General features: G+C 60.5%; 21 protein-coding genes and 1 tRNA gene. 21 read left to right on the top strand and 1 reads right to left on the bottom strand.

Annotation, left to right across the window (positions count from 1 at the left end):
• Positions 1-173: 173 nt before the first annotated feature.
• The 21 genes from HWE04_RS22380 (at position 174) to HWE04_RS22280 (ending at position 19,424) form a co-directional block, all read left to right on the top strand.
• A complete protein-coding gene (locus HWE04_RS22380) occupies positions 174-701 on the top strand; it encodes a winged helix DNA-binding protein (RefSeq protein WP_241813736.1) in 528 nt (175 codons plus the stop codon).
• A 27-nt stretch (positions 702-728) separates the two neighbouring features.
• Entirely contained in the window at positions 729-1,706 is a 978-nt protein-coding gene (locus HWE04_RS22375) for an NAD(P)H-quinone oxidoreductase (protein WP_241813735.1), read from the top strand.
• Between the two features lie 102 nt (positions 1,707-1,808).
• The gene (gene tpiA / locus HWE04_RS22370) at positions 1,809-2,558 is read left to right on the top strand and encodes a triose-phosphate isomerase (protein ID WP_241813734.1); all 750 of its coding nucleotides are present in this window, start codon (positions 1,809-1,811) and stop codon (positions 2,556-2,558) included.
• 82 nt (positions 2,559-2,640) lie between these two features.
• Positions 2,641-3,015 carry a preprotein translocase subunit SecG gene (gene secG / locus HWE04_RS22365; RefSeq protein ID WP_077235632.1) on the top strand — a complete coding sequence of 125 codons (375 nt, stop codon included), beginning with the start codon at positions 2,641-2,643 and terminating at the stop codon, positions 3,013-3,015.
• Positions 3,016-3,124: 109 nt separating this feature from the next.
• A tRNA-Leu gene (locus tag HWE04_RS22360) sits at positions 3,125-3,209 on the top strand.
• A gap of 119 nt (positions 3,210-3,328) precedes the next feature.
• Positions 3,329-3,688: an NADH-quinone oxidoreductase subunit A gene (locus HWE04_RS22355; RefSeq protein WP_006712939.1), complete on the top strand. Its 360-nt coding sequence runs from the start codon at positions 3,329-3,331 to the stop codon at positions 3,686-3,688.
• Positions 3,689-3,691: 3 nt separating this feature from the next.
• Positions 3,692-4,168 (top strand): NuoB/complex I 20 kDa subunit family protein, encoded by a 477-nt coding sequence (locus HWE04_RS22350; RefSeq protein WP_006712940.1) that lies wholly within the window; start codon positions 3,692-3,694, stop codon positions 4,166-4,168.
• A gap of 9 nt (positions 4,169-4,177) precedes the next feature.
• Complete coding sequence (locus tag HWE04_RS22345; RefSeq protein ID WP_039876418.1) at positions 4,178-4,774, top strand: NADH-quinone oxidoreductase subunit C; 597 nt, start codon at positions 4,178-4,180, stop codon at positions 4,772-4,774.
• On the top strand, positions 4,774-6,027 hold the full coding sequence (locus HWE04_RS22340; protein ID WP_006712942.1) for an NADH-quinone oxidoreductase subunit D: 1,254 nt from the start codon (positions 4,774-4,776) through the stop codon (positions 6,025-6,027). The genes HWE04_RS22345 and HWE04_RS22340 overlap by 1 nt, the downstream gene beginning before the upstream one ends.
• Positions 6,028-6,119: 92 nt before the next feature.
• Entirely contained in the window at positions 6,120-6,611 is a 492-nt protein-coding gene (gene nuoE / locus HWE04_RS22335; RefSeq protein WP_006712943.1) for an NADH-quinone oxidoreductase subunit NuoE, read from the top strand.
• Positions 6,608-7,903, top strand: a complete 1,296-nt coding sequence (gene nuoF, locus HWE04_RS22330) for an NADH-quinone oxidoreductase subunit NuoF (RefSeq protein WP_006712944.1) — start codon at positions 6,608-6,610, stop codon at positions 7,901-7,903. The genes nuoE and nuoF overlap by 4 nt, the downstream gene beginning before the upstream one ends.
• Before the next feature lie 83 nt (positions 7,904-7,986).
• Positions 7,987-10,314, top strand: a complete 2,328-nt coding sequence (gene nuoG, locus HWE04_RS22325; RefSeq protein ID WP_241813733.1) for an NADH-quinone oxidoreductase subunit NuoG — start codon at positions 7,987-7,989, stop codon at positions 10,312-10,314.
• A gap of 2 nt (positions 10,315-10,316) precedes the next feature.
• Positions 10,317-11,387, top strand: coding sequence for an NADH-quinone oxidoreductase subunit NuoH (gene nuoH, locus HWE04_RS22320; RefSeq protein ID WP_006712946.1), 1,071 nt, complete (start codon positions 10,317-10,319; stop codon positions 11,385-11,387).
• A gap of 21 nt (positions 11,388-11,408) precedes the next feature.
• Entirely contained in the window at positions 11,409-11,897 is a 489-nt protein-coding gene (gene nuoI / locus HWE04_RS22315; RefSeq protein WP_006712947.1) for an NADH-quinone oxidoreductase subunit NuoI, read from the top strand.
• Between the two features lie 135 nt (positions 11,898-12,032).
• The gene (locus HWE04_RS22310) at positions 12,033-12,692 is read left to right on the top strand and encodes an NADH-quinone oxidoreductase subunit J (RefSeq protein ID WP_039876421.1); all 660 of its coding nucleotides are present in this window, start codon (positions 12,033-12,035) and stop codon (positions 12,690-12,692) included.
• Positions 12,693-12,710: 18 nt separating this feature from the next.
• On the top strand, positions 12,711-13,019 hold the full coding sequence (gene nuoK / locus HWE04_RS22305; RefSeq protein WP_006712949.1) for an NADH-quinone oxidoreductase subunit NuoK: 309 nt from the start codon (positions 12,711-12,713) through the stop codon (positions 13,017-13,019).
• 115 nt (positions 13,020-13,134) lie between these two features.
• A complete protein-coding gene (nuoL, locus tag HWE04_RS22300) occupies positions 13,135-15,225 on the top strand; it encodes an NADH-quinone oxidoreductase subunit L (protein WP_241813732.1) in 2,091 nt (696 codons plus the stop codon).
• Positions 15,226-15,247: 22 nt separating this feature from the next.
• Complete coding sequence (locus tag HWE04_RS22295) at positions 15,248-16,738, top strand: NADH-quinone oxidoreductase subunit M (protein ID WP_077235637.1); 1,491 nt, start codon at positions 15,248-15,250, stop codon at positions 16,736-16,738.
• Positions 16,739-16,896: 158 nt separating this feature from the next.
• Positions 16,897-18,405, top strand: a complete 1,509-nt coding sequence (gene nuoN, locus HWE04_RS22290; RefSeq protein ID WP_039876426.1) for an NADH-quinone oxidoreductase subunit NuoN — start codon at positions 16,897-16,899, stop codon at positions 18,403-18,405.
• A gap of 12 nt (positions 18,406-18,417) precedes the next feature.
• Positions 18,418-18,732 (top strand): DUF2818 family protein, encoded by a 315-nt coding sequence (locus HWE04_RS22285; protein ID WP_006712953.1) that lies wholly within the window; start codon positions 18,418-18,420, stop codon positions 18,730-18,732.
• Positions 18,733-18,848: 116 nt separating this feature from the next.
• Positions 18,849-19,424 (top strand): NUDIX domain-containing protein, encoded by a 576-nt coding sequence (locus HWE04_RS22280; protein ID WP_006712954.1) that lies wholly within the window; start codon positions 18,849-18,851, stop codon positions 19,422-19,424.
• Between the two features lie 63 nt (positions 19,425-19,487).
• On the opposite strand, the gene HWE04_RS22275 is transcribed toward HWE04_RS22280, so the two are convergent.
• On the bottom strand, positions 19,488-20,294 hold an 807-nt coding region (locus HWE04_RS22275; protein WP_241813731.1), incomplete at its 5' end, for an electron transfer flavoprotein-ubiquinone oxidoreductase.

The raw sequence follows: 20,294 nt of genomic DNA, 5'->3' as shown, positions 1-20,294 counted from the left end.
CGTGATGGCGTCGGCGCGTGAATCGGCGGCATTTCTTGTCGGCTTGTAAATTTAAGGCGACTACCTGGATGCCGATATTACCTTCCGCGCAAAATACAGACAATGTGTCGATAAATTATTTATTTTGCTTTGCGATATAGTGTTGCCATTTTGTCGTGACTGAACTTGCCCTGATGAACCAGCCCAACTCACCTTCCAACGCACCCCAGATCGTCTCTTCCCAGCATCTGGTTTCCGAGCGCAGTGCCGAGATGTCCGAGCTGGAATACGGACTGATCATGGCGGGCAACGCCTTCAACCGCTGGATGGTGCGCTGCATGTCGGCCGCCGGCGCCAAGGACATGACGGCCATCGAAGTCTCCCTGCTACACCACGTGAACCACCGCGAGCGCAAGAAGAAGCTGGCCGACATCTGCTTTGTATTGAACGTCGAAGATACTCACGTGGTCACCTATGCATTGAAGAAGCTGGTGAAGGCCGGTCTGGTGCAGAGCGAGAAGGCCGGCAAGGAACTGCTGTTTTCCACCACGCCCGAGGGGCAGGCGCTGTGCATGCGTTACCGTGAGGTGCGCGAGCGCTGCCTCATCGAGACCCAGGCCGAAAGCGGCGTCTCCAATCATGACATCGGCCAGGCGGCCCAGCTGTTGCGTAATGCCTCCGGGCTCTATGACACGGCTGCGCGCGCCGCGGCGTCGCTCTGAACCCACTATCGATCAAGGACAGGACCCATGCGAGCAATCGAAATCAAGGAATTTGGCGGCCCCGAGGTATTGCAGCCCTGCGAGCGCCCGGTGCCGGAGTTGAAGCCCGGTGAAGTGTTGATCAAGGTGCATGCCGCTGGCGTGAACCGTCCGGACGTGTTCCAGCGTACCGGCAACTATCCGGTGCCGCCGGGCGCCTCCGACCTGCCTGGCCTGGAAGTGGCCGGCGAGATCGTGGCCGGTGAGCTGGGCGACAGCGGCTTCAAGCTGGGCGACCTGGTCTGCGCGCTGGTGCAGGGTGGCGGCTATGCCGAATACTGTGCGGCCCCGCTGGCGCAGTGTCTGCCGGTACCGAAGGGCTTGAGCGCCCTGGAGGCGGCCGCGCTGCCGGAAAACTACTTCACGGTCTGGAGCAATGTCTTCGACCGGGGCCAGTTGTCGGGCGAGGAAACCCTGCTGGTGCAGGGCGGTTCGTCCGGGATCGGCGTCACGGCCATCCAGATCGCCCGCGCCCTGGGGCATCGCGTGTTCGCCACCGCCGGCAGTGCCGACAAGTGCCGGGCCTGCGAAGAGCTTGGTGCGGAGCGCGCCATCAACTACAAGACCGAGGATTTCGAGGCCGTGGTCAAGGAATTGACCGGTGGGCGTGGGGTGGATGTCATCCTGGACATGGTGGGTGGGGATTACCTGCCACGTGAAATCAAGGCGCTGGCCGACGATGGTCGGCTTGTCTTCATCGCCCAACTGGGCGGCGCCAAGGGGCAGCTCGACATGGGGCAGGTGATGCGTCGCCGCCTGACCATCACCGGCTCGACCTTGCGCCCGCGCCCGGTGGCGTTCAAGGCGGCCATTGCGGCCAATCTGCGTCGGCACGTCTGGCCGCTGATCGAAGCCGGCAAGATCAAGCCGGTGATCCACCAGCGCTTCCCGCTGGAACAGGCGGCCCAGGCGCACGCGATGATGGAATCGAGTGCCCACATCGGCAAGATCATGCTGGAACTGTAGGCGCGCAGGTGAAGCTCGGGCGGTCCGGTTTGACCGCCTTTACAGCAACCGGCTACAATACGAGGTTATCCAAATTGACACCCATCTCGTAGAACACAGCCTATGCGTCGCAAACTTGTAGCCGGTAACTGGAAAATGAACGGCAGCCTGGCTGCCAATGCGGCCCTGGTGGCCGGCATCAAGGAAGGCCTGCCGGCCGCTGTCTGCGACGTCGCGGTATGTGTTCCGGCACCTTATCTGGCACAGGTGCAGGGCGCCGTCGCTGGTTCGGCCGTGGCGCTGGGTGCGCAGGACATGTCGGCCCACGCCTCCGGTGCCTACACCGGTGAGGTGTCGGCATCGATGTTGCAGGAATTTGGCGTGCAATACGTCATCCTCGGCCACTCCGAGCGCCGCGCCTATCATGGTGAATCCGACGCGGCGGTGGCGGCCAAGACGGTGGTAGCGCTGAGTGCCGGCCTGGTGCCGGTGGTCTGCGTGGGTGAGACGCTGGAGCAGCGTGAGGCCGGTCAGACCAATGAAATCGTGGGTGGTCAGCTCGATGTGGTGCTGACGGCCTTGAGCGTTGAGGATGCGGCGCGCATCGTGGTGGCTTACGAGCCTGTCTGGGCCATCGGCACCGGCAAGACGGCGACGCCGGAAATGGCGCAGGAAGTACATGCCATGTTGCGTGCACGCCTGGGTGCCAAGAGTGCCGAGGCAGCCGCCAAGGTGCGCATCCTGTACGGCGGCAGCATGAAGCCGGACAACGCGCAGCAATTGCTGACCATGGCCGATATCGATGGTGGTCTCATCGGCGGCGCGGCACTGAAGGCAACGGATTTTCTGGCCATCGTCAACGCGGCGGCCTGAAGGGTAGAGTAAGGGGTTTGTCAGTTGCGGAAGGGATACTTCGGCAGCGGGCAATTGAAACATCAAGAGTGGACTTGTTTAAATGAATACTTTGTTTTTGGTTGTGGTTGTAGTTCAGGTGCTGGCGGCGCTGGCGATCATCGGTCTGGTGCTGTTGCAGCACGGCAAAGGTGCCGACATGGGGGCAGCCTTCGGCTCCGGCGCGTCCGGCAGCCTGTTTGGTGCCACCGGGTCGTCGAACTTCCTGTCCAAGTCGACCGCCGTGGCAGCCGGCATCTTCTTCGTCGCGACCCTGGGTCTGACTTTCATCGGCAATCATCACGTAGCGCAAAGCGGCGGCGTGATGGATAATCTGCAGGCGCCGGCCGCTCCTGCCCAACAAGCTGCGCCGGCGGCTCCTGCTGCTCCGGCTGATGCTGCCAAGCCGGCCGACCAGTCGAATCAGATTCCGAAATAAGCCTTTGCGCATTCTGGAATAATCCCGGAATAAACATAGAAGAATCTTTCTTTTTAGCTGATTGTGCATTGAACAAGAGTAACAAATGAAGGTACAATAGCAGTCTCAGGCCGACGTGGTGAAATTGGTAGACACGCTATCTTGAGGGGGTAGTGGCGAAAGCTGTACGAGTTCGAGTCTCGTCGTCGGCACCATAGAAATGAAATGAAAAGCCAGCGAAGGTCCTAGTGCCTGAGCTGGCTTTTTGTCGAGGAAGTTTCTGATTGATATTGAGAATCATTCCCATCGATAAACCAACGCATAGCGGCCAATCGTGAACCTCGAAAATTACTTCCCAGTCCTCCTGTTTATTCTTGTCGGCATCGGTGTCGGTGTCGCTCCCCAGCTCCTCGGTCGTCTTCTCGGTCCGCACAAGCCGGACGCTCAAAAAACTTCTCCTTACGAATGCGGTTTCGAAGCATTCGAAGATGCGCGCATGAAGTTCGATGTGCGCTACTACCTGATCGCCATCCTGTTCATCCTGTTTGATCTGGAAACCGCCTTCTTCTTCCCTTGGGGCGTGTCCATGCGTGAGCTGGGCTGGCAAGGTTTCGTCACGATGATGGTCTTCATCGCTGAATTTGTTGTCGGATTTTGGTACATCTGGAAAAAGGGTGCCCTGGATTGGGAGTAAGCCATGTCTATTGAAGGCGTATTGAATGAGGGGTTTGTTACCACCTCGCTGGATAAGGTAATCAACTGGACCCGTACCGGATCCCTGTGGCCCATGACCTTCGGTCTGGCCTGCTGCGCGGTTGAAATGATGCACGTCGGTGCTTCGCGTTACGATCTGGACCGCTTCGGTGCGGTGTTCCGTCCGTCGCCGCGCCAGTCCGACCTGATGATCGTGGCCGGCACCCTGTGCAACAAGATGGCGCCGGCACTGCGCAAGGTCTACGACCAGATGCCGGAGCCGCGCTGGGTCATTTCCATGGGCTCCTGTGCCAATGGCGGTGGTTACTATCACTACTCCTACTCGGTGGTGCGCGGTTGCGATCGCATCGTGCCGGTGGACGTGTACGTTCCGGGTTGCCCGCCGACGGCTGAGGCGCTGCTGTATGGCGTGATCCAGTTGCAGAACAAGATCAAGCGCACCAACACCATCGCGCGCTAAGAGGGCAGTATGACGACAAAATTGGAAACTCTCGAAGCCGCCCTGCGTAATGCGCTTGGAGGGTATCTTCAGAATCTGACCGTGGCCCTCGGTGAAGTCACCGTGGTGGTCAAGGCGGCCGACTATCTGTCGGCCATGCGCGTTCTGCGCGACCATGCCGATACCCGCTTCGAGCAGCTGCTCGATCTGTGCGGCGTGGACTATTCGACCTATGGCGACGGCGCCTGGGAAGGCCCGCGCTTTGCCGTGGTGTCGCACCTGATGTCGATTGCGCACAACTGGCGTGTGCGTGTGCGCGTGTTCGCACCGGATGACGACCTGCCCATCGTGGCATCGGTCGATCCGATCTGGAATTCGGCTGGCTGGTACGAACGCGAAGCCTTCGACTTCTACGGCATCCTGTTCGACGGCCACCCCGACCTGCGCCGCATCCTGACCGACTATGGTTTCATCGGCCACCCGTTCCGCAAGGACTTCCCGGTGTCAGGCTATGTCGAAATGCGCTACGACGCCGAACAGAAACGCGTCATCTATCAACCCGTGACGATCGAGCCGCGCGAGATTACTCCGCGCATCATTCGTGAAGAAAACTACGGGATCAAATAATGGCAGAGATCAAAAACTATACGCTGAACTTCGGTCCCCAGCACCCGGCCGCGCACGGTGTGCTGCGTCTGGTGCTGGAGCTGGACGGTGAAGTCATCCAGCGCGCCGACCCCCATATCGGTCTGCTGCATCGTGGCACCGAAAAGCTGGCCGAGCAGAAGACCTTCCTGCAGTCCGTGCCTTACATGGACCGCCTGGACTACGTCTCGATGATGAGCAACGAGCACGGTTATGTGCTGGCCATCGAGCGTCTGCTGGGTCTGGAAGTGCCGCTGCGCGCGCAGTACATCCGCGTGATGTTCGACGAGATCACCCGCCTGCTGAACCACCTGATGTGGATCGGCGCGCACGCGCTGGACGTGGGTGCAATGGGCGTGCTGCTGTATGCCTTCCGCGAACGCGAAGACCTCTTTGACTGCTACGAAGCCGTTTCCGGCGCCCGCATGCACGCGGCCTACTACCGTCCGGGTGGCGTCTATCGCGACCTGCCGGACAGCATGCCGCAGTACAAGGCTTCGATCGTGCGCAACGAGAAGGCCATCCGCGAACTGAACGAAAACCGTCAGGGTTCGCTGCTGGACTTCATCGAAGACTTCACCAACCGTTTTCCGACCTATGTCGATGAATACGAGACCCTGCTGACCGATAACCGTATCTGGAAGCAGCGCCTGGTGGGCGTGGGCGTGGTCTCGCCGGAACGTGCGCTGCAGATGGGTTTCTCCGGTCCGATGCTGCGTGGCTCGGGCATCGCCTGGGATCTGCGCAAGAAGCAGCCGTACGAAGTGTACGACCTGATGGATTTCGATATCCCCGTGGGCAAGAACGGCGACTGCTACGACCGTTACCTGGTGCGCGTGGCTGAAATGCGCCAGTCCAATCGCATCATCAAGCAGTGCGTGGAATGGTTGCGCAACAACCCGGGTCCGGTCATCACCGACAACCACAAGATCGCTCCTCCCAAGCGTGCGGACATGAAGTCCAACATGGAAGACCTGATCCACCACTTCAAGCTGTTTACCGAAGGTTTCCGAGTGCCTGCCGGCGAAGCGTATGCCGCCGTCGAACATCCGAAGGGTGAGTTCGGTGTCTACCTGGTCTCGGACGGTGCCAACAAGCCGTACCGCCTGAAGATCCGCGCCCCGGGCTTTGCCCACCTGCAGGCCCTGAACGAAATGGCCAAGGGTCACATGATTGCCGACGCGGTCACCATCATCGGTACCCAGGACATCGTGTTCGGGGAAATCGACCGGTAAGTCGAACGAGAGTAAGAGTCAAGGCGGGCTTCGATGAGAAGCCCGTCAGGTTTGGGGAATATCCAATAACCGCGCAGTAATGATGCGCATGGATGGCCAACGATATGCTGTTAAGTCAAGAAGCCCTTAAGAAGATCGATCGCGAACTCGCGAAATACCCGGCGGATCAACGCCAGTCTGCGGTCATGTCCGCACTGCGTATCGCCCAGGTGGAACATGGCTGGTTGCCGGCCGAGTTGCAGCAGGAAATCGCCGACTACATCGGCATGCCCGCCGTGGCTGTGCAGGAAGTTGCGACCTTCTACAACATGTTCAACACCAGCCCGGTGGGCAAGCACAAGATCACCGTGTGCACCAACCTGCCGTGTCTGCTGTCGGGTGGCGAACGCGCCGCCCATCACCTGAAGCACAAGCTGGGCATCGATTATCGTGAAACCACGGCCGACGGCCAGTTCACGCTGATGGAAGGCGAATGCATGGGGGCCTGCGGTGACGCACCGGTCATGCTGGTCAACAACCATCAGATGTGCAGCTGGATGTCCAACGAAAAGATCGACGCGCTGCTGGAGGAACTGAAGAAATGACCTGCCTGCACGACCGCCACATCAAACCGCTGATCCTCGCCGACCTGAATGGCGAGAACTGGCACCTCGAGGATTACGTCAAGCGCGGCGGCTATGAGTCGCTCAAGCGCATCCTCAACGACAAGATCACGCCAGAACAAGTCATCGCCGACCTCAAGGCCTCCGGCCTGCGTGGTCGCGGTGGCGCAGGTTTCCCGACCGGCCTGAAGTGGAGCTTCATGCCCCGCCAGTTCCCGGGCCAGAAGTACCTCGTCTGCAATACAGATGAAGGCGAACCGGGTACCTTCAAGGACCGTGACATCATTCGTTACAATCCGCACGCGCTGATCGAAGGCATGATCATCGGCGGTTACGCGATGGGTATCACCGTCGGCTACAACTACATCCACGGCGAGATCTTCGCCGAATACGAGCGCTTCGAGGCTGCTCTGGAAGAGGCGCGCGCCGCCGGCTTCCTGGGCGACAACATCCTCGGTACCGGCTTCAGCTTCCAGCTGCATGCGCACCATGGTTATGGTGCCTACATCTGCGGCGAAGAAACGGCGCTGCTGGAATCGCTGGAAGGCAAGAAGGGCCAGCCGCGCTTCAAGCCGCCGTTCCCGGCCAGCTTCGGCCTGTACGGCAAGCCGACCACCATCAACAACACCGAGACCTTTGCGGCCGTGCCGTTCATCTTCCAGGTAGGCCCGCAGGCCTACGCCGAGATGGGCAAGCCCAACAACGGCGGCACCAAGATCTTCTCGATCTCGGGCGACGTCGAGCGTCCGGGCAACTACGAGATCCCGCTGGGCACGCCGTTCTCCACCCTGCTGGAACTGGCAGGTGGCATGCGCGGCGGCAAGAAGATCAAGGCAGTCATTCCTGGCGGCTCGTCCGCTCCGGTGATCCGTGGCGATGTCATGATGGACACCACCATGGACTACGACGCCATCGCCAAGGCCGGCTCGATGCTGGGTTCGGGCGCGGTGATCGTGATGGACGAGACCCGTTGCATGGTCAAGTCGCTGCTGCGCCTGTCCTACTTCTACTACGAAGAATCCTGCGGCCAGTGCACGCCGTGCCGCGAAGGCACCGGCTGGATGTACCGCATGGTGGAGCGTATCGAGAACGGTCACGGCAAGATGGAAGATCTGGACGTGCTCAACTCGGTGGCCGACAACATCCAGGGGCGCACCATCTGTGCGCTGGGTGATGCAGCGGCCATGCCGGTACGCGCGTTCGTGAAGAATTTCCGTGAAGAGTTCGAGTACCACATCGAGCACAAACACTGCCTGGTTCCGGCATACATCTGAACAGGGCAGGGGATGCCGGGCGGAATGCGATGAGCCTTCCGCCGGTATCGTTGGCAAAGAATATTTAGCTTGGGCAAACAGCCATGGTTGAAATCGAAATAGACGGCAAGAAGGTTGAAGTGCAGGAAGGCAGCATGGTCATGGACGCTGCCAACAAGATCGGCACGTACATCCCTCACTTCTGCTATCACAAGAAACTGTCCATCGCGGCTAACTGCCGCATGTGCCTGGTCGAGGTCGAAAAGGCCCCGAAGCCGCTGCCTGCCTGCGCCACGCCCGTGAACAACGGCATGATCGTGCGCACCGCCAGCGACAAGGCCGTCAAAGCCCAGAAGGGCGTGATGGAATTCCTCCTGATCAACCACCCGCTGGATTGCCCCATCTGCGACCAGGGTGGTGAGTGCCAGCTGCAGGATCTGGCCGTCGGTTACGGCGGTTCTTCCTCGCGCTACCACGAAGAAAAGCGTGTCGTGGAGCCCAAGGACGTTGGTCCGCTGATCTCCATGAAGGAAATGAACCGCTGCATCCATTGCACCCGCTGCGTGCGCTTCGGCCAGGAAGTGGCCGGCGTGATGGAGTTGGGCATGCTGGGTCGCGGTGAACACTCCGAGATCACCACCTTCGTCGGCAAGACCGTGGACTCCGAGCTGTCGGGCAACATGATCGACCTGTGCCCGGTCGGTGCCCTGACCTCCAAGCCGTTCCGCTACAGCGCCCGTACCTGGGAACTGTCGCGTCGCAAGTCGGTGAGCCCGCACGACAGCGTCGGCGCCAACCTGATCGTCCAGGTCAAGGGCGGCAAGGTCATGCGCGTGCTGCCCTTCGAGAACGAAGAAGTCAACGAGTGCTGGATCTCCGACAAGGACCGTTTCTCCTATGAGTCCCTGGACAGCGCCGAGCGCCTGACCAAGCCCATGCTGAAGCAAGACGGCAAGTGGCAGGAAGTGGATTGGCAGACCGCGCTGGAATACGTTGCCCACGGCCTGCGCAACATCCGTCATGAACATGGTGCCGATGCCATCGCCGCACTGGGTACCCCGTACTCCACGCTGGAAGAACTGAACTTGCTGCAGAAGGTGGTGCGCGGTGTCGGTTCGGACAACGTCGACTTCCGCCTGCGTCAGTCCGACTTCGCTCTGGATGGCCAGGTCAAGCCGTGGCTGGGCATGTCCATCGTCGAGTTCTCGCAGCTGAACCGCGTCTTCGTGATCGGCTCCTTCCTGCGCAAGGATCACCCGCTGCTGTCGGCCCGCCTGCGCCAGTCCGTCAAGAGCGGTGCCAAGCTCAGCGTGCTGCACGCGACCGACGACGACCTGCTGATGCCGGTTGCCAACAAGATCATCGCCGCTCCTTCGGCATGGCTGTCCGCCCTGGCCGAAGTGGCCGTGGCCGTGGCCGAAGCCAAGGGCGTGGCCGCTCCCGCTGCCTATGCCGGCGTGACCGCCTCCGATGCTGCCAAGGCCACCGCCGCCAGCCTGCTGTCGGGCGAAGGCCGCGCCGTGTTCCTGGGCAATGCCGCCGTCCAGCATCCGCAGGCTGCCCAACTGCATGCTGCGGCCCAATGGATCGCTGAACAGACCGGTGCCAAGCTGGGTGTGCTGACCGAAGGCGGCAACGCCGTCGGTGGCTACCTGGCCAACGCCGTACCGACACCGGGCAAGGGCGCCAACGCTGCCGCCGTGTTCGCACAGCCGCGCAAGGCCTACCTGCTGCTGAACGCCGAGCCGGAACTGGACAGCCATGACCCGCAAGCCGCGCGTGCTGCCCTGAACCAGGCCGAGATGGTCGTGGTCTTGTCGGCCTTCAAGCATGGTGCCGACTACGCCGACGTCCTGCTGCCGATCGCTCCGTTCACCGAAACCTCCGGCACCTTCGTCAACGCCGAAGGCCGTGCACAAAGCTTCAACGGTACCGTCAAGCCGGCCGGCGATGCGCGTCCGGGCTGGAAGGTTCTGCGCGTGCTGGGTAACCTGCTGGAGCTGGAAAACTTCGACTACGAGACTTCCGAATCCATCCGCGATGAGCTGCTGGGCAAGGAAACCGACCTGTCGGCCCGCCTGAACAACGCTGCCTCCGTGCAGCTGCAGGCAGTTGCTGCGGCCACTGGTACCGTGGAACGCGTGGCCGATGTGCCCATCTACTTCGCCGACGCCGTTGCCCGTCGTTCCGCACCGCTGCTGGAAACCCGCGATGGCCAGGCGCCCAAGGCATGGCTGTCGGCTGTGCTGGCGGCCAAGCTGGGCGTGGCCGAAGGCGACCATGTCAAGGTCAAGCAAGGCTCCGGCAGCGCTGCGCTGACTGCAGCCATCGATAAGAAACTGCCGGAAAACGTGGTCCGCGTTGCTGCTGCGCACGCCTCCACCGCTGCACTGGGCGGCATGTTTGGCGCAATCGTCGTGGAGAAAGCGTAAAAATGGATCACCTGATCGCCCAAATCAACAACGTAGGCCCGGCCTACCTGGGTCCGACCCTGTTCACCCTGGTGTGGACGCTGGTCAAGATCCTGGTGGTGATGGTGCCGCTGCTGGTCTGCGTGGCCTACATGACCTACTGGGAGCGCAAGCTGATCGGCTGGATGCACGTGCGTCTGGGCCCGAACCGCGTCGGCCCTGCCGGTCTGCTGCAGCCTATCGCTGACGCCGTCAAGCTGATCTTCAAGGAAATCTCGACTCCGTCCAAGGCCAACAAGGCGCTGTTCTACCTGGCCCCGGTGATGACCATCATGCCGGCGCTGGCCGCCTGGGCTGTGGTGCCGTTCTCGCCCGAGCACGTGCTGGCCAACGTCAACGCCGGCCTGCTGTACCTGATGGCCATCACCTCGATGGAAGTCTACGGCATCATCATCGCCGGCTGGGCCTCCAACTCGAAGTACGCCTTCCTGGGTGCGATGCGCGCTTCGGCACAGATGGTGTCCTATGAAATCTCCATGGGCTTCTGCCTGGTAGTGGTGCTGATGGTCTCGGGCAGCCTGAACATGACTGACATCGTCATGGGCCAGACTACCGGTCATTTCGCCAGCATGGGTCTGAACTTCCTGTCCTGGAACTGGCTGCCGCTGCTGCCGATCTTCGTGATCTACTTCGTCTCCGGCGTGGCTGAGACCAACCGTCACCCGTTCGACGTGGTGGAAGGTGAGTCCGAAATCGTGGCCGGTCACATGATCGAATACTCGGGCATGTCCTTCGCCATGTTCTTCTTGGCGGAATACGCCGCGATGATCCTGATCTCGATCCTGACCGCACTGCTGTTCTTCGGCGGCTGGTCGGCTCCGGTATCGGCGCTGGACTTCATCCCGGGATGGATCTGGCTGGGCTTGAAGACCTTCTTCTTCCTGTCGCTGTATGTGTGGATTCGCGCATCGTTCCCGCGCTACCGCTATGACCAGATCATGCGTCTGGGCTGGAAAGTGTTCATTCCGCTGACCCTGGTGTGGCTGGTGGTCGTGGCGATCTGGATTCAGTCGCCGTGGAATATCTGGAAATAAGTTGGAAGGCTGAGGCTAAAAATGGAAGCTATTAAGGATTTTTTCGGCAGCCTGATGCTCCGCGAGCTGTTCAAGGGCCTTGCCCTGACCGGTCGCTACCTGTTCAAGCGCAAGATCACGGTGCAATTCCCTGAGGAAAAGACACCGATGTCGCCGCGTTTCCGTGGTCTGCACGCACTGCGTCGCTATCCCAACGGTGAAGAGCGCTGCATCGCCTGCAAGCTGTGCGAAGCGGTCTGCCCGGCGATGGCCATCACTATCGAATCAGAGCAGCGTGCCGACGGTACCCGTCGCACCAGCCGCTACGACATCGACCTGACCAAGTGCATCTTCTGCGGTTTCTGCGAAGAATCCTGCCCGGTCGACTCGATCGTTGAAACGCACATCCTGGAATACCACGGTGAAAAGCGGGGCGACCTGTACTACACCAAGGAAATGCTGCTGGCAGTGGGCGACCGTTACGAAAACGAAATCGCCGCCGCCCGTGCCGCTGACGCCGCCTACCGTTGATCGGTACTGCCGGGCCACCTGAAGGCGGCCGGGCAGGGTGGTGGAAGGCTGGCAGGAATCTGTTGGATGTATTGCGATGGGATGGCCGCAACTGCGGTCCCCGTGCTGATTGAATGAACCAACTTCTGGTTGATTATGGAATTTAAAACTGTCTTGTTCTACGTGTTCGCGGTGATCCTGGTGATTGCCGCCGTACGCGTCATCACGGCCCGCAACCCGGTGCATGCCGCGCTGTTCCTGGTGCTGTCCTTCTTCTCGGCAGCCGGTCTCTGGATGCTGCTCAAGGCCGAATTCCTGGCCATCGTGCTGGTGCTGGTCTACGTCGGCGCGGTGATGGTGCTATTCCTGTTCGTGGTGATGATGCTCGATATCAACCTGGACAAGCTGCGCGAAGGCTTCTGGGGATACTTCCCGCTGGCTGCCACCATCGGCGTGATCATTGTGCTGGAGATGGCCGCGGTCCTGCTGCGCAGCTTCTGGGTGTCCGAATCGCAGGTGCCGGCCGCCTCCGACACGCTGGGTCAAACCAAGCCGCTGGGCAAGCTGATCTTCACCGAATACGTGTACGCCTTCGAAATCGCCGCCGTGATCCTGCTGGTGGCCATCGTTGCCGCAGTGGCACTGACCCTGCGCAAGCGCAAGGACAGCAAGTACTTCGACCCGGCCCAGGCGGTCAAGGTCAAGGCATCGGACCGCGTGCGTCTGGTCAGCATGCCTGCCGAATCCACCCGCAACGCGTCGGCCACCGATGCCGCCGTCGTGGCCGACAAGCCGGCCGCCGGTCAACAATCTTAAGAAGGGCGAACAAGAATCATGGCAATCACGCTCTCCCACTACCTGATCATCGGCGCGATCCTGTTCGCGATCTCGATCGTCGGTATTTTCCTGAACCGCAAGAACATCATCGTGCTGCTGATGGCGATCGAGCTGATGCTGCTGGCGGTCAACATGAACTTCATTGCTTTCTCGCATTACCTCGGTGACGCGGGCGGACAGATCTTCGTGTTCTTCATCCTGACCGTGGCCGCGGCTGAGTCCGCGATCGGTCTGGCGATTCTGGTGGTGCTGTTCCGTAACCTGGATACCATCAACGTGGAAGACCTCGATAGCCTCAAGGGCTGAGTCGGCATCCGCAGCATCCTGTTTTTGCGTTCTGGTTTGGATTTCATTTAAAGATGGGAGGCCCCCTTGCAGCAGATGGTGCAAGCGGGGCAGCCAATAAGCGATAAGGTTCATCATGGCTGGGCAACTTAACCCACATCTTCTTCTTGCTGTACCCCTGGCGCCGCTGGCAGGCTCGGCCATCGCCGGTCTGCTGGGTACCAAATTCTTCGGCAACGTGGTTGGCCGCAAGGTGTCGCACACCGTGACCATCCTTGGCGTGCTGATCGCCGCCATCATCTCGATCCAGACCCTGCTCGCAGTGCTGGATGGCGCCACCTACAACGGTACGCTGTACAACTGGATGACGGTGGCAGGTCTCAAGCTGGAGATCGGCTTCATGGTCGACAGCCTGACCGCGATGATGATGTGCGTGGTGACCTTCGTGTCCCTGATGGTCCACATCTACACCATCGGCTACATGGCCGAGGATGAGGGCTACAACCGCTTCTTCTCCTACATCTCGCTGTTCACCTTCTCCATGCTCATGCTGGTCATGAGCAACAACTTCCTGCAACTGTTCTTCGGTTGGGAAGCGGTGGGTCTGGTGTCCTACCTGCTGATCGGTTTCTGGTACACCCGTCCGACCGCCATCAAGGCCAACATGAAGGCCTTCCTGGTCAACCGTGTCGGTGACTTCGGCTTCATCCTGGGTATCGGCCTGCTGCTGGCCTACGCCGGTTCGATGAACTACAACGAAGTCTTCGCCAAGCGCGCCGAACTGGCCACGCTGACCCTGCCGGGTACCGACTGGATGCTGCTGACCGTGGCCTGCATCTGCCTGTTCGTGGGTGCGATGGGTAAATCGGCGCAGTTCCCGCTGCACGTCTGGCTGCCGGACTCGATGGAAGGTCCGACCCCGATTTCCGCGCTGATTCACGCTGCGACCATGGTGACGGCCGGTATCTTCATGGTGACCCGCATGTCGCCGCTGTTCGAACTGTCCGATACCGCACTGTCCTTCATCCTCGTGATCGGAGCCATCACGGCGCTGTTCATGGGCTTCCTGGGCACCATGCAGAATGACATCAAGCGCGTCGTGGCCTATTCCACGCTGTCGCAGCTGGGTTACATGACGGTCGCACTGGGTGCGTCGGCCTACTCGGTGGCCGTGTTCCACCTGATGACCCACGCCTTCTTCAAGGCGCTGCTGTTCCTGGGTGCGGGTTCGGTCATCATCGGCATGCACCACGATCAGGACATGCGCAACATGGGCGGCCTGCGCAAGTACATGCCCATCACCTGGATCACCTCGCTGCTGGGTTCGCTGGCCCTGATCGGTACCCCGTTCTTCTCCGGCTTCTACTCCAAGGATTCGATCATCGAAGCCGCAGCCGAGTCGCACCTGCCGGGTTCGGGCTTCGCCTATTTCGCCGTGCTGGCCAGCGTGTTCGTGACCGCCTTCTACTCGTTCCGCATGTACTTCATGGTCTTCCATGGCAAGGAACGTTTCGGCCAGGCCCATGCACATGACGAGCATCACGCACCGGCTGCCGCCCACGGCGTGCACGACGACCACGCGCATGATGCCCATGACGATCATGGCCACGATGAACATCACCATGGTCTGGCTCCTGGACAGAAGCCGCACGAGTCGCCGCTGGTGGTGACCCTGCCGCTGATCCTGCTGGCCATCCCCTCGGTCATCGTCGGTTTCTTCGCGATCTCGCCGATGCTGTATGGCGATTTCTTCAAGGGCGTGATCTTCTTCGGTGAAAACCACAAGGTCATGGAAGAGCTGGCCCACGAATACCACGGTCCGGTGGCCATGGTGATGCATGCCTTCACCAGCGCGCCGCTGTGGCTGGCCATTGCAGGTGTGGTCGTGGCCTACTACTGCTACATGATCAACCCGCGCGTTCCGGCCTGGTTCAAGGAAAAGTTCAGCATCATCTACACCATCCTGGACAACAAGTACTACATGGACAAGTTCAACGAAGTCGTCTTCGCTGGCGGTGCCCGCCTGCTGGGTAGCGGCCTGTCCACCGTGGGCGACCGCGGCCTGATCGACGGCCTGTTCGTCAACGGCAGCGCCAAGGTTGTTGGCTGGTTCTCGAAATTCACGCGTCTCTGGCAGTCCGGTTACATCTATCACTATGCATTCGTGATGATCATCGGGGTGCTGGGTTTCCTGGTGTGGTTCATGCCGTTCCCGTTCGCCAAATAAGCTGTCCGAGTAAATAACAACCATGATGCAGTCAACATTTCCCATCTTGAGCCTTGCGATCTGGGTACCGATCGTCTTCGGCATCCTCGTCCTGGCACTGGGCCGCGACAGCAATCCGGCGCTCAGCCGCTGGCTGGCGCTGTTCGGTTCGCTGGTCGGCCTGGTCGTTACTTTCCCTCTGATCCAGCATTTCGATCCGCTGGCGCACGGTTACCAGTTCGTCGAAAAGACGCCCTGGATCGACCGCTTCAACATCAGCTACTTCCTCGGACTGGACGGCATCTCGCTGTGGTTCGTACCGCTGACCGCCTTCATCACGGTCATCGTGGTGCTGGCCGGCTGGGTGGTGATCCAGAAGCGTGTCGCTCAGTACATGGGCGCCTTCCTGATCCTCTCGGGCATCATGGTCGGCGTCTTCTCGTCGCTGGATGCGATGCTGTTCTACGCCTTCTTCGAAGCGACCCTGATCCCGATGTTCATCATCGTGGGCGTCTGGGGCGGTGACAACCGCGTGTATGCAGCCTTCAAGCTGTTCCTGTACACGCTGCTGGGTTCGCTCCTGATGCTGATCGCGCTGATCTACCTGTACTACGTGTCCGGTGGCAGCTTCGAGATCCCGACCTGGCATCAGGTGCCGCTGTCGATGCTGGAGCAGAAGATCCTGTTCTTCGCCTTCCTGGCCGCCTTCGCCGTGAAGGTGCCGATGTGGCCGGTGCACACCTGGCTGCCGGATGCCCACGTGCAGGCGCCGACTGGCGGCTCCATCGTGCTGGCGGCGATCATGCTGAAGCTGGGCGCCTACGGTTTCCTGCGCTTCTCGCTGCCGATCCTGCCTGACGCCAGCCATGCGCTGTCCGGCTTCATGATCTTCCTGTCGCTGGTGGCCGTGATCTACATCGGTCTGGTGGCACTGGTGCAGCAGGACATGAAGAAACTGGTGGCCTATTCGTCGATCGCCCACATGGGCTTCGTTACCCTGGGCTTCTTCATGTTCAACGACATGGCAGTGCAGGGCGGCATCGTGCAGATGATCTCGCACGGTTTCGTCTCCGGCGCCATGTTCATGTGTATCGGCGTGCTGTACGACCAGATGCATACCCGCGAGATTTCGCAGTACGGTGGTGTGGTCAACAAGATGCCGCGCTTCGCCTTCTTCTTCATCCTGTTCTCGCTGGCCAACTGCGGCCTGCCGGCCACCTCCGGTTTCGTCGGCGAATTCATGGTGATTCTGGGTGCGGTGAAGTTCAACTTCTGGATCGGCCTGCTGGCGGCAACCGCCCTGATCCTGGGTGCGGCCTACTCGCTGTGGCTGGCCAAGCGCGTCATCTTCGGCGCCGTGACCAACCACCACGTGGCCGAGCTGGTCGATGTGAATGCCCGCGAGTTCTTCATCCTGGGTCTGCTGGCCATCGCTACCCTGGTCATGGGTATCTATCCCGGCATCATCACCGACAGCATCCAGACTTCGGTGACCGACCTGTTGAAGCACGTGGCGGTCTCCAAGATCAACTGATCTGCGCAACAAAGATGTGAAGGGCGGGGCGCTTGCGTCCCGCCAGCCAGAAAGCTGGGCAACAACGAGTAACGAGACGAGCCGGTGTGACATTGCCGGTCGGGCGGCGCGACCGGAAGTCGCGACACAAGCGGGCGAACACAAGCGGTAGTAACTAAATGAATAACATGAATCTGATCCCTGTCTATCCGGAAATATTTCTGCTGATCGCGACTTCCGCGATCCTGCTGATCGATATGTTCCTGCCGGAAAGCAAGCGCGTCATCACCTATCTTCTGTCCCTGGCGGCGCTGGTGGTGTGCGCGGTATTGACCTTTGTCGATCTCAACAGCGGCGCGACGGTCTACACGTTCAACAACATGTTCGTGTCCGATCCGCTGGCCAATCTGTTGAAGCTGTTCACCTACCTGGGTGTGGGTGTGACGCTGATCTACTCGCGCCAGTACAACACTGCGCGCGGCATCACCGGTGGCATGCTGGGCGGCGAATACTACGCCCTGGCGCTGTTTGCCCTGCTGGGCCAGATGGTCATGATTTCCGGCAACAGCTTCCTGTCCATCTACCTGGGCCTGGAACTGATGTCGCTGTCGCTGTACGCGCTGGTGGCCCTGCGTCGTGACCACGCCGCTTCCACCGAAGCCGGCATGAAGTATTTCATCCTGGGCGCGCTGGCTTCCGGCTTCCTGCTGTACGGCATGTCCATGCTGTATGGTGCGACCGGTGGCGCGCTGGAATTGAACGAAGTGTTCCGTGCCATCGTCTCCGGTACCGTTGACCGTACTCCGCTGGTGTTCGGCATCGTGTTCGTGGTGGCTGGCCTGGCCTTCAAGCTGGGTGCCGTTCCCTTCCACATGTGGGTGCCGGACGTCTACCAGGGTTCGCCGACTCCCGTGACCCTGCTGCTGGGTGCCGCTCCCAAGCTGGCCACTTTCGCCATCACCTTCCGTCTGCTGGTCGAAGGCATGCTGCCGCTGGCCGTGGACTGGCAACAGATGCTGATGGTGCTGGCCGTGCTGTCCATCATCCTGGGTAACGTCACCGCCATCGCGCAGACCAACATCAAGCGCATGCTGGCCTACTCGACCATTTCGCACATGGGCTTCATGCTGTTGGGCATGATGTCCGGCGTGGTCGATGGCAACCTGTTCTCGGCCGTGAACGCCTACAGCTCGTCGCTGTTCTATGCGGTGACCTATGTGATTACCACGCTCGGTTCCTTCGGCGTGATCATCCTGCTGTCGCGCTCTGGTTTCGAGGCCGACACCCTGGAAGACTTCAAGGGTCTGAACCAGCGCAGCCCCTGGTTTGCTGCCGTGATGATGATCATGATGTTCTCGCTGGCCGGTATTCCTCCGCTGGTGGGCTTCTATGCCAAGCTGTCCGTGCTGCAGGCCGCCATGGCCACCGGCCAGATCTGGCTGCCGGTGCTGGCCGTGATCTTCTCGCTGATCGGTGCCTTCTACTACATCCGTGTGGTCAAGGTCATGTACTTCGATGAGCCGACCGATACCGCCAAGATCGTCGCCACACCGGAAATGCGCGTGGTGCTGAGCTTGAACGGTATCGCTGCCCTGGCCATCGGCCTGTGGCCGGGTCACCTGATGGATGCCTGCACCAATGCCATCGTCAGCACGCTGGCGACCTTCCTCAGCAAGGTCGTTGCGTAAGGAAGCAGGGAAATGAACGTTTCCCTGTTCAGCTGGATCGTGATCCTGTTGGCCGCCTTCGCGGCCAATTTGCCTTTCTTCAACCAGCAATTGTTCGGCCTCATCCCGCTCAAGCGCGACGCCGCCTGGGTCAAGCCGGTCTGGGTGCGGCTGATTGAACTGCTGGTGCTGTATTTCGGCGTGGGCGTCGTGGCACATTTCCTGGAAGCGGGTATCGGCAACGTCTTTTCGCAGGGCTGGGAATTCTATGCCATCACCGGCTGTCTGTTCCTGGTATTGGCCTATCCCGGTTACGTGATGCGCTACCTGCGCAAGCAGCACGCCTGAACCTGCCAGCAAGAGGCGCCGATCCTGGATCGGCGCCTTTTTTACATCGGAGCCGCCATCCTCGTCCGGCAGCCAATCCCCATTTCATTCCACCACTTTCACACCACGCTCACATCATGGACGCCCATCTCAAAGAGACGCAGAAAGACAGCCACCGGGTCTACGAAGGTCATTTCCTCAAGGTTCAGAAGGACACCATCGTGCTGCCCGATGGCAAGGAAAGCACGCGCGAATACATCAAGCATCCCGGCGCCGTGACGGTGCTGCCCTTGTTCGACGACGGCAGCGTGCTGATGGAGCGCCAGTTCCGTTATCCGCTGGATCGCGTCTTCATCGAGGTGCCGGCGGGGAAGATCGATCCGGGCGAAGATACGCTGGAGTGTGCCAAGCGCGAGCTCAAGGAAGAGACCGGCTATACGGCTACCGAGTGGCAGTACGTCTGCACCATTCACAATGCCATCGCCTATTCTGACGAACATCTGGTGCTCTACCTGGCACGTGGACTGAAGGAAGGGGAGCGCGAGCTGGATGAGGGCGAGTTCCTGGATGTCTACAAGGCGCCGCTTGCCGATTTGCTGGAACAGGTGCGCAACGGCCAGATTACCGACGTCAAGACTGTCATCGGGCTGTTCTGGCTGGAGAAGATCGTCAACGGTAGCTGGACGCCGCCGCAACGCCCGGCTGGCGTCTGACGACGGCAACATGCAAAAAGCCGCATCCGAGGATGCGGCTTTTGTCCTGATGGGGCAGGGTGCTTACATGCCCGAGTAGTTCGGCCCGCCGCCGCCTTCAGGCGTGACCCAGACGATGTTCTGGGTCGGGTCCTTGATATCGCAGGTCTTGCAGTGCACGCAGTTCTGGGCGTTGATCTGCAGGCGGTCGGTGTTGTCTTCGTTCTTGACGAATTCATAGACACCTGCCGGGCAGTAGCGTGCTTCCGGGCCGGCGTACTTGGCCAGGTTGATCTGGACCGGCACGGCCTTGTCCTTCAGCGTCAGGTGCGCGGGCTGGTCTTCACCATGGTTGGTATTGGAGATGAAGACCGATGACAGGCGATCGAAGGTCAGCTTGCCATCCGGCTTGGGATAGGCGATCGGCGCAAAGTCGGCGGCCGGGCGCAGGCATTCGTGGTCGGCATGCGTGTGGCGCAGGGTCCAGGGGGCCTTGCCACCGAACAGTACCTGATCGATGCCCACCAGCAGCGTGCCGGCCACCAGGCCCTTGCTCATCGAGGGCTTGAAGTTGCGGGCCTTGTGCAGTTCTTCCTTCAGCCAGGAGGCCTCGAAAGCGGCCGGGTAGGCCGACAGCTCGTCGGACTGGCGATTCTCACCCAGGGCATTGAATGCCGCATCCGCTGCCAGCATGCCACTCTTGATCGCCGCATGGCTGCCCTTGATGCGCGAGGCATTGAGGAAGCCGGCATCGCAACCCAGCAGCGCACCACCGGGGAACACCAGCTTGGGCAAGGATTGCACGCCGCCGGCGGTGATCGCGCGGGCGCCGTAGGAGAGGCGTTTGCCACCTTCGAAGAACTTGCGGATTTCCGGATGGGTCTTGTAGCG

It is taken from the genome of Herbaspirillum sp. C7C2, from assembly GCF_022627865.1.
Classification (GTDB): Bacteria; Pseudomonadota; Gammaproteobacteria; order Burkholderiales; family Burkholderiaceae_D; genus Herbaspirillum; species Herbaspirillum frisingense.
The sequence above is the reverse complement of the archived record's forward strand: the minus strand, read 5'-3'. Positions and strand labels throughout refer to the sequence as shown.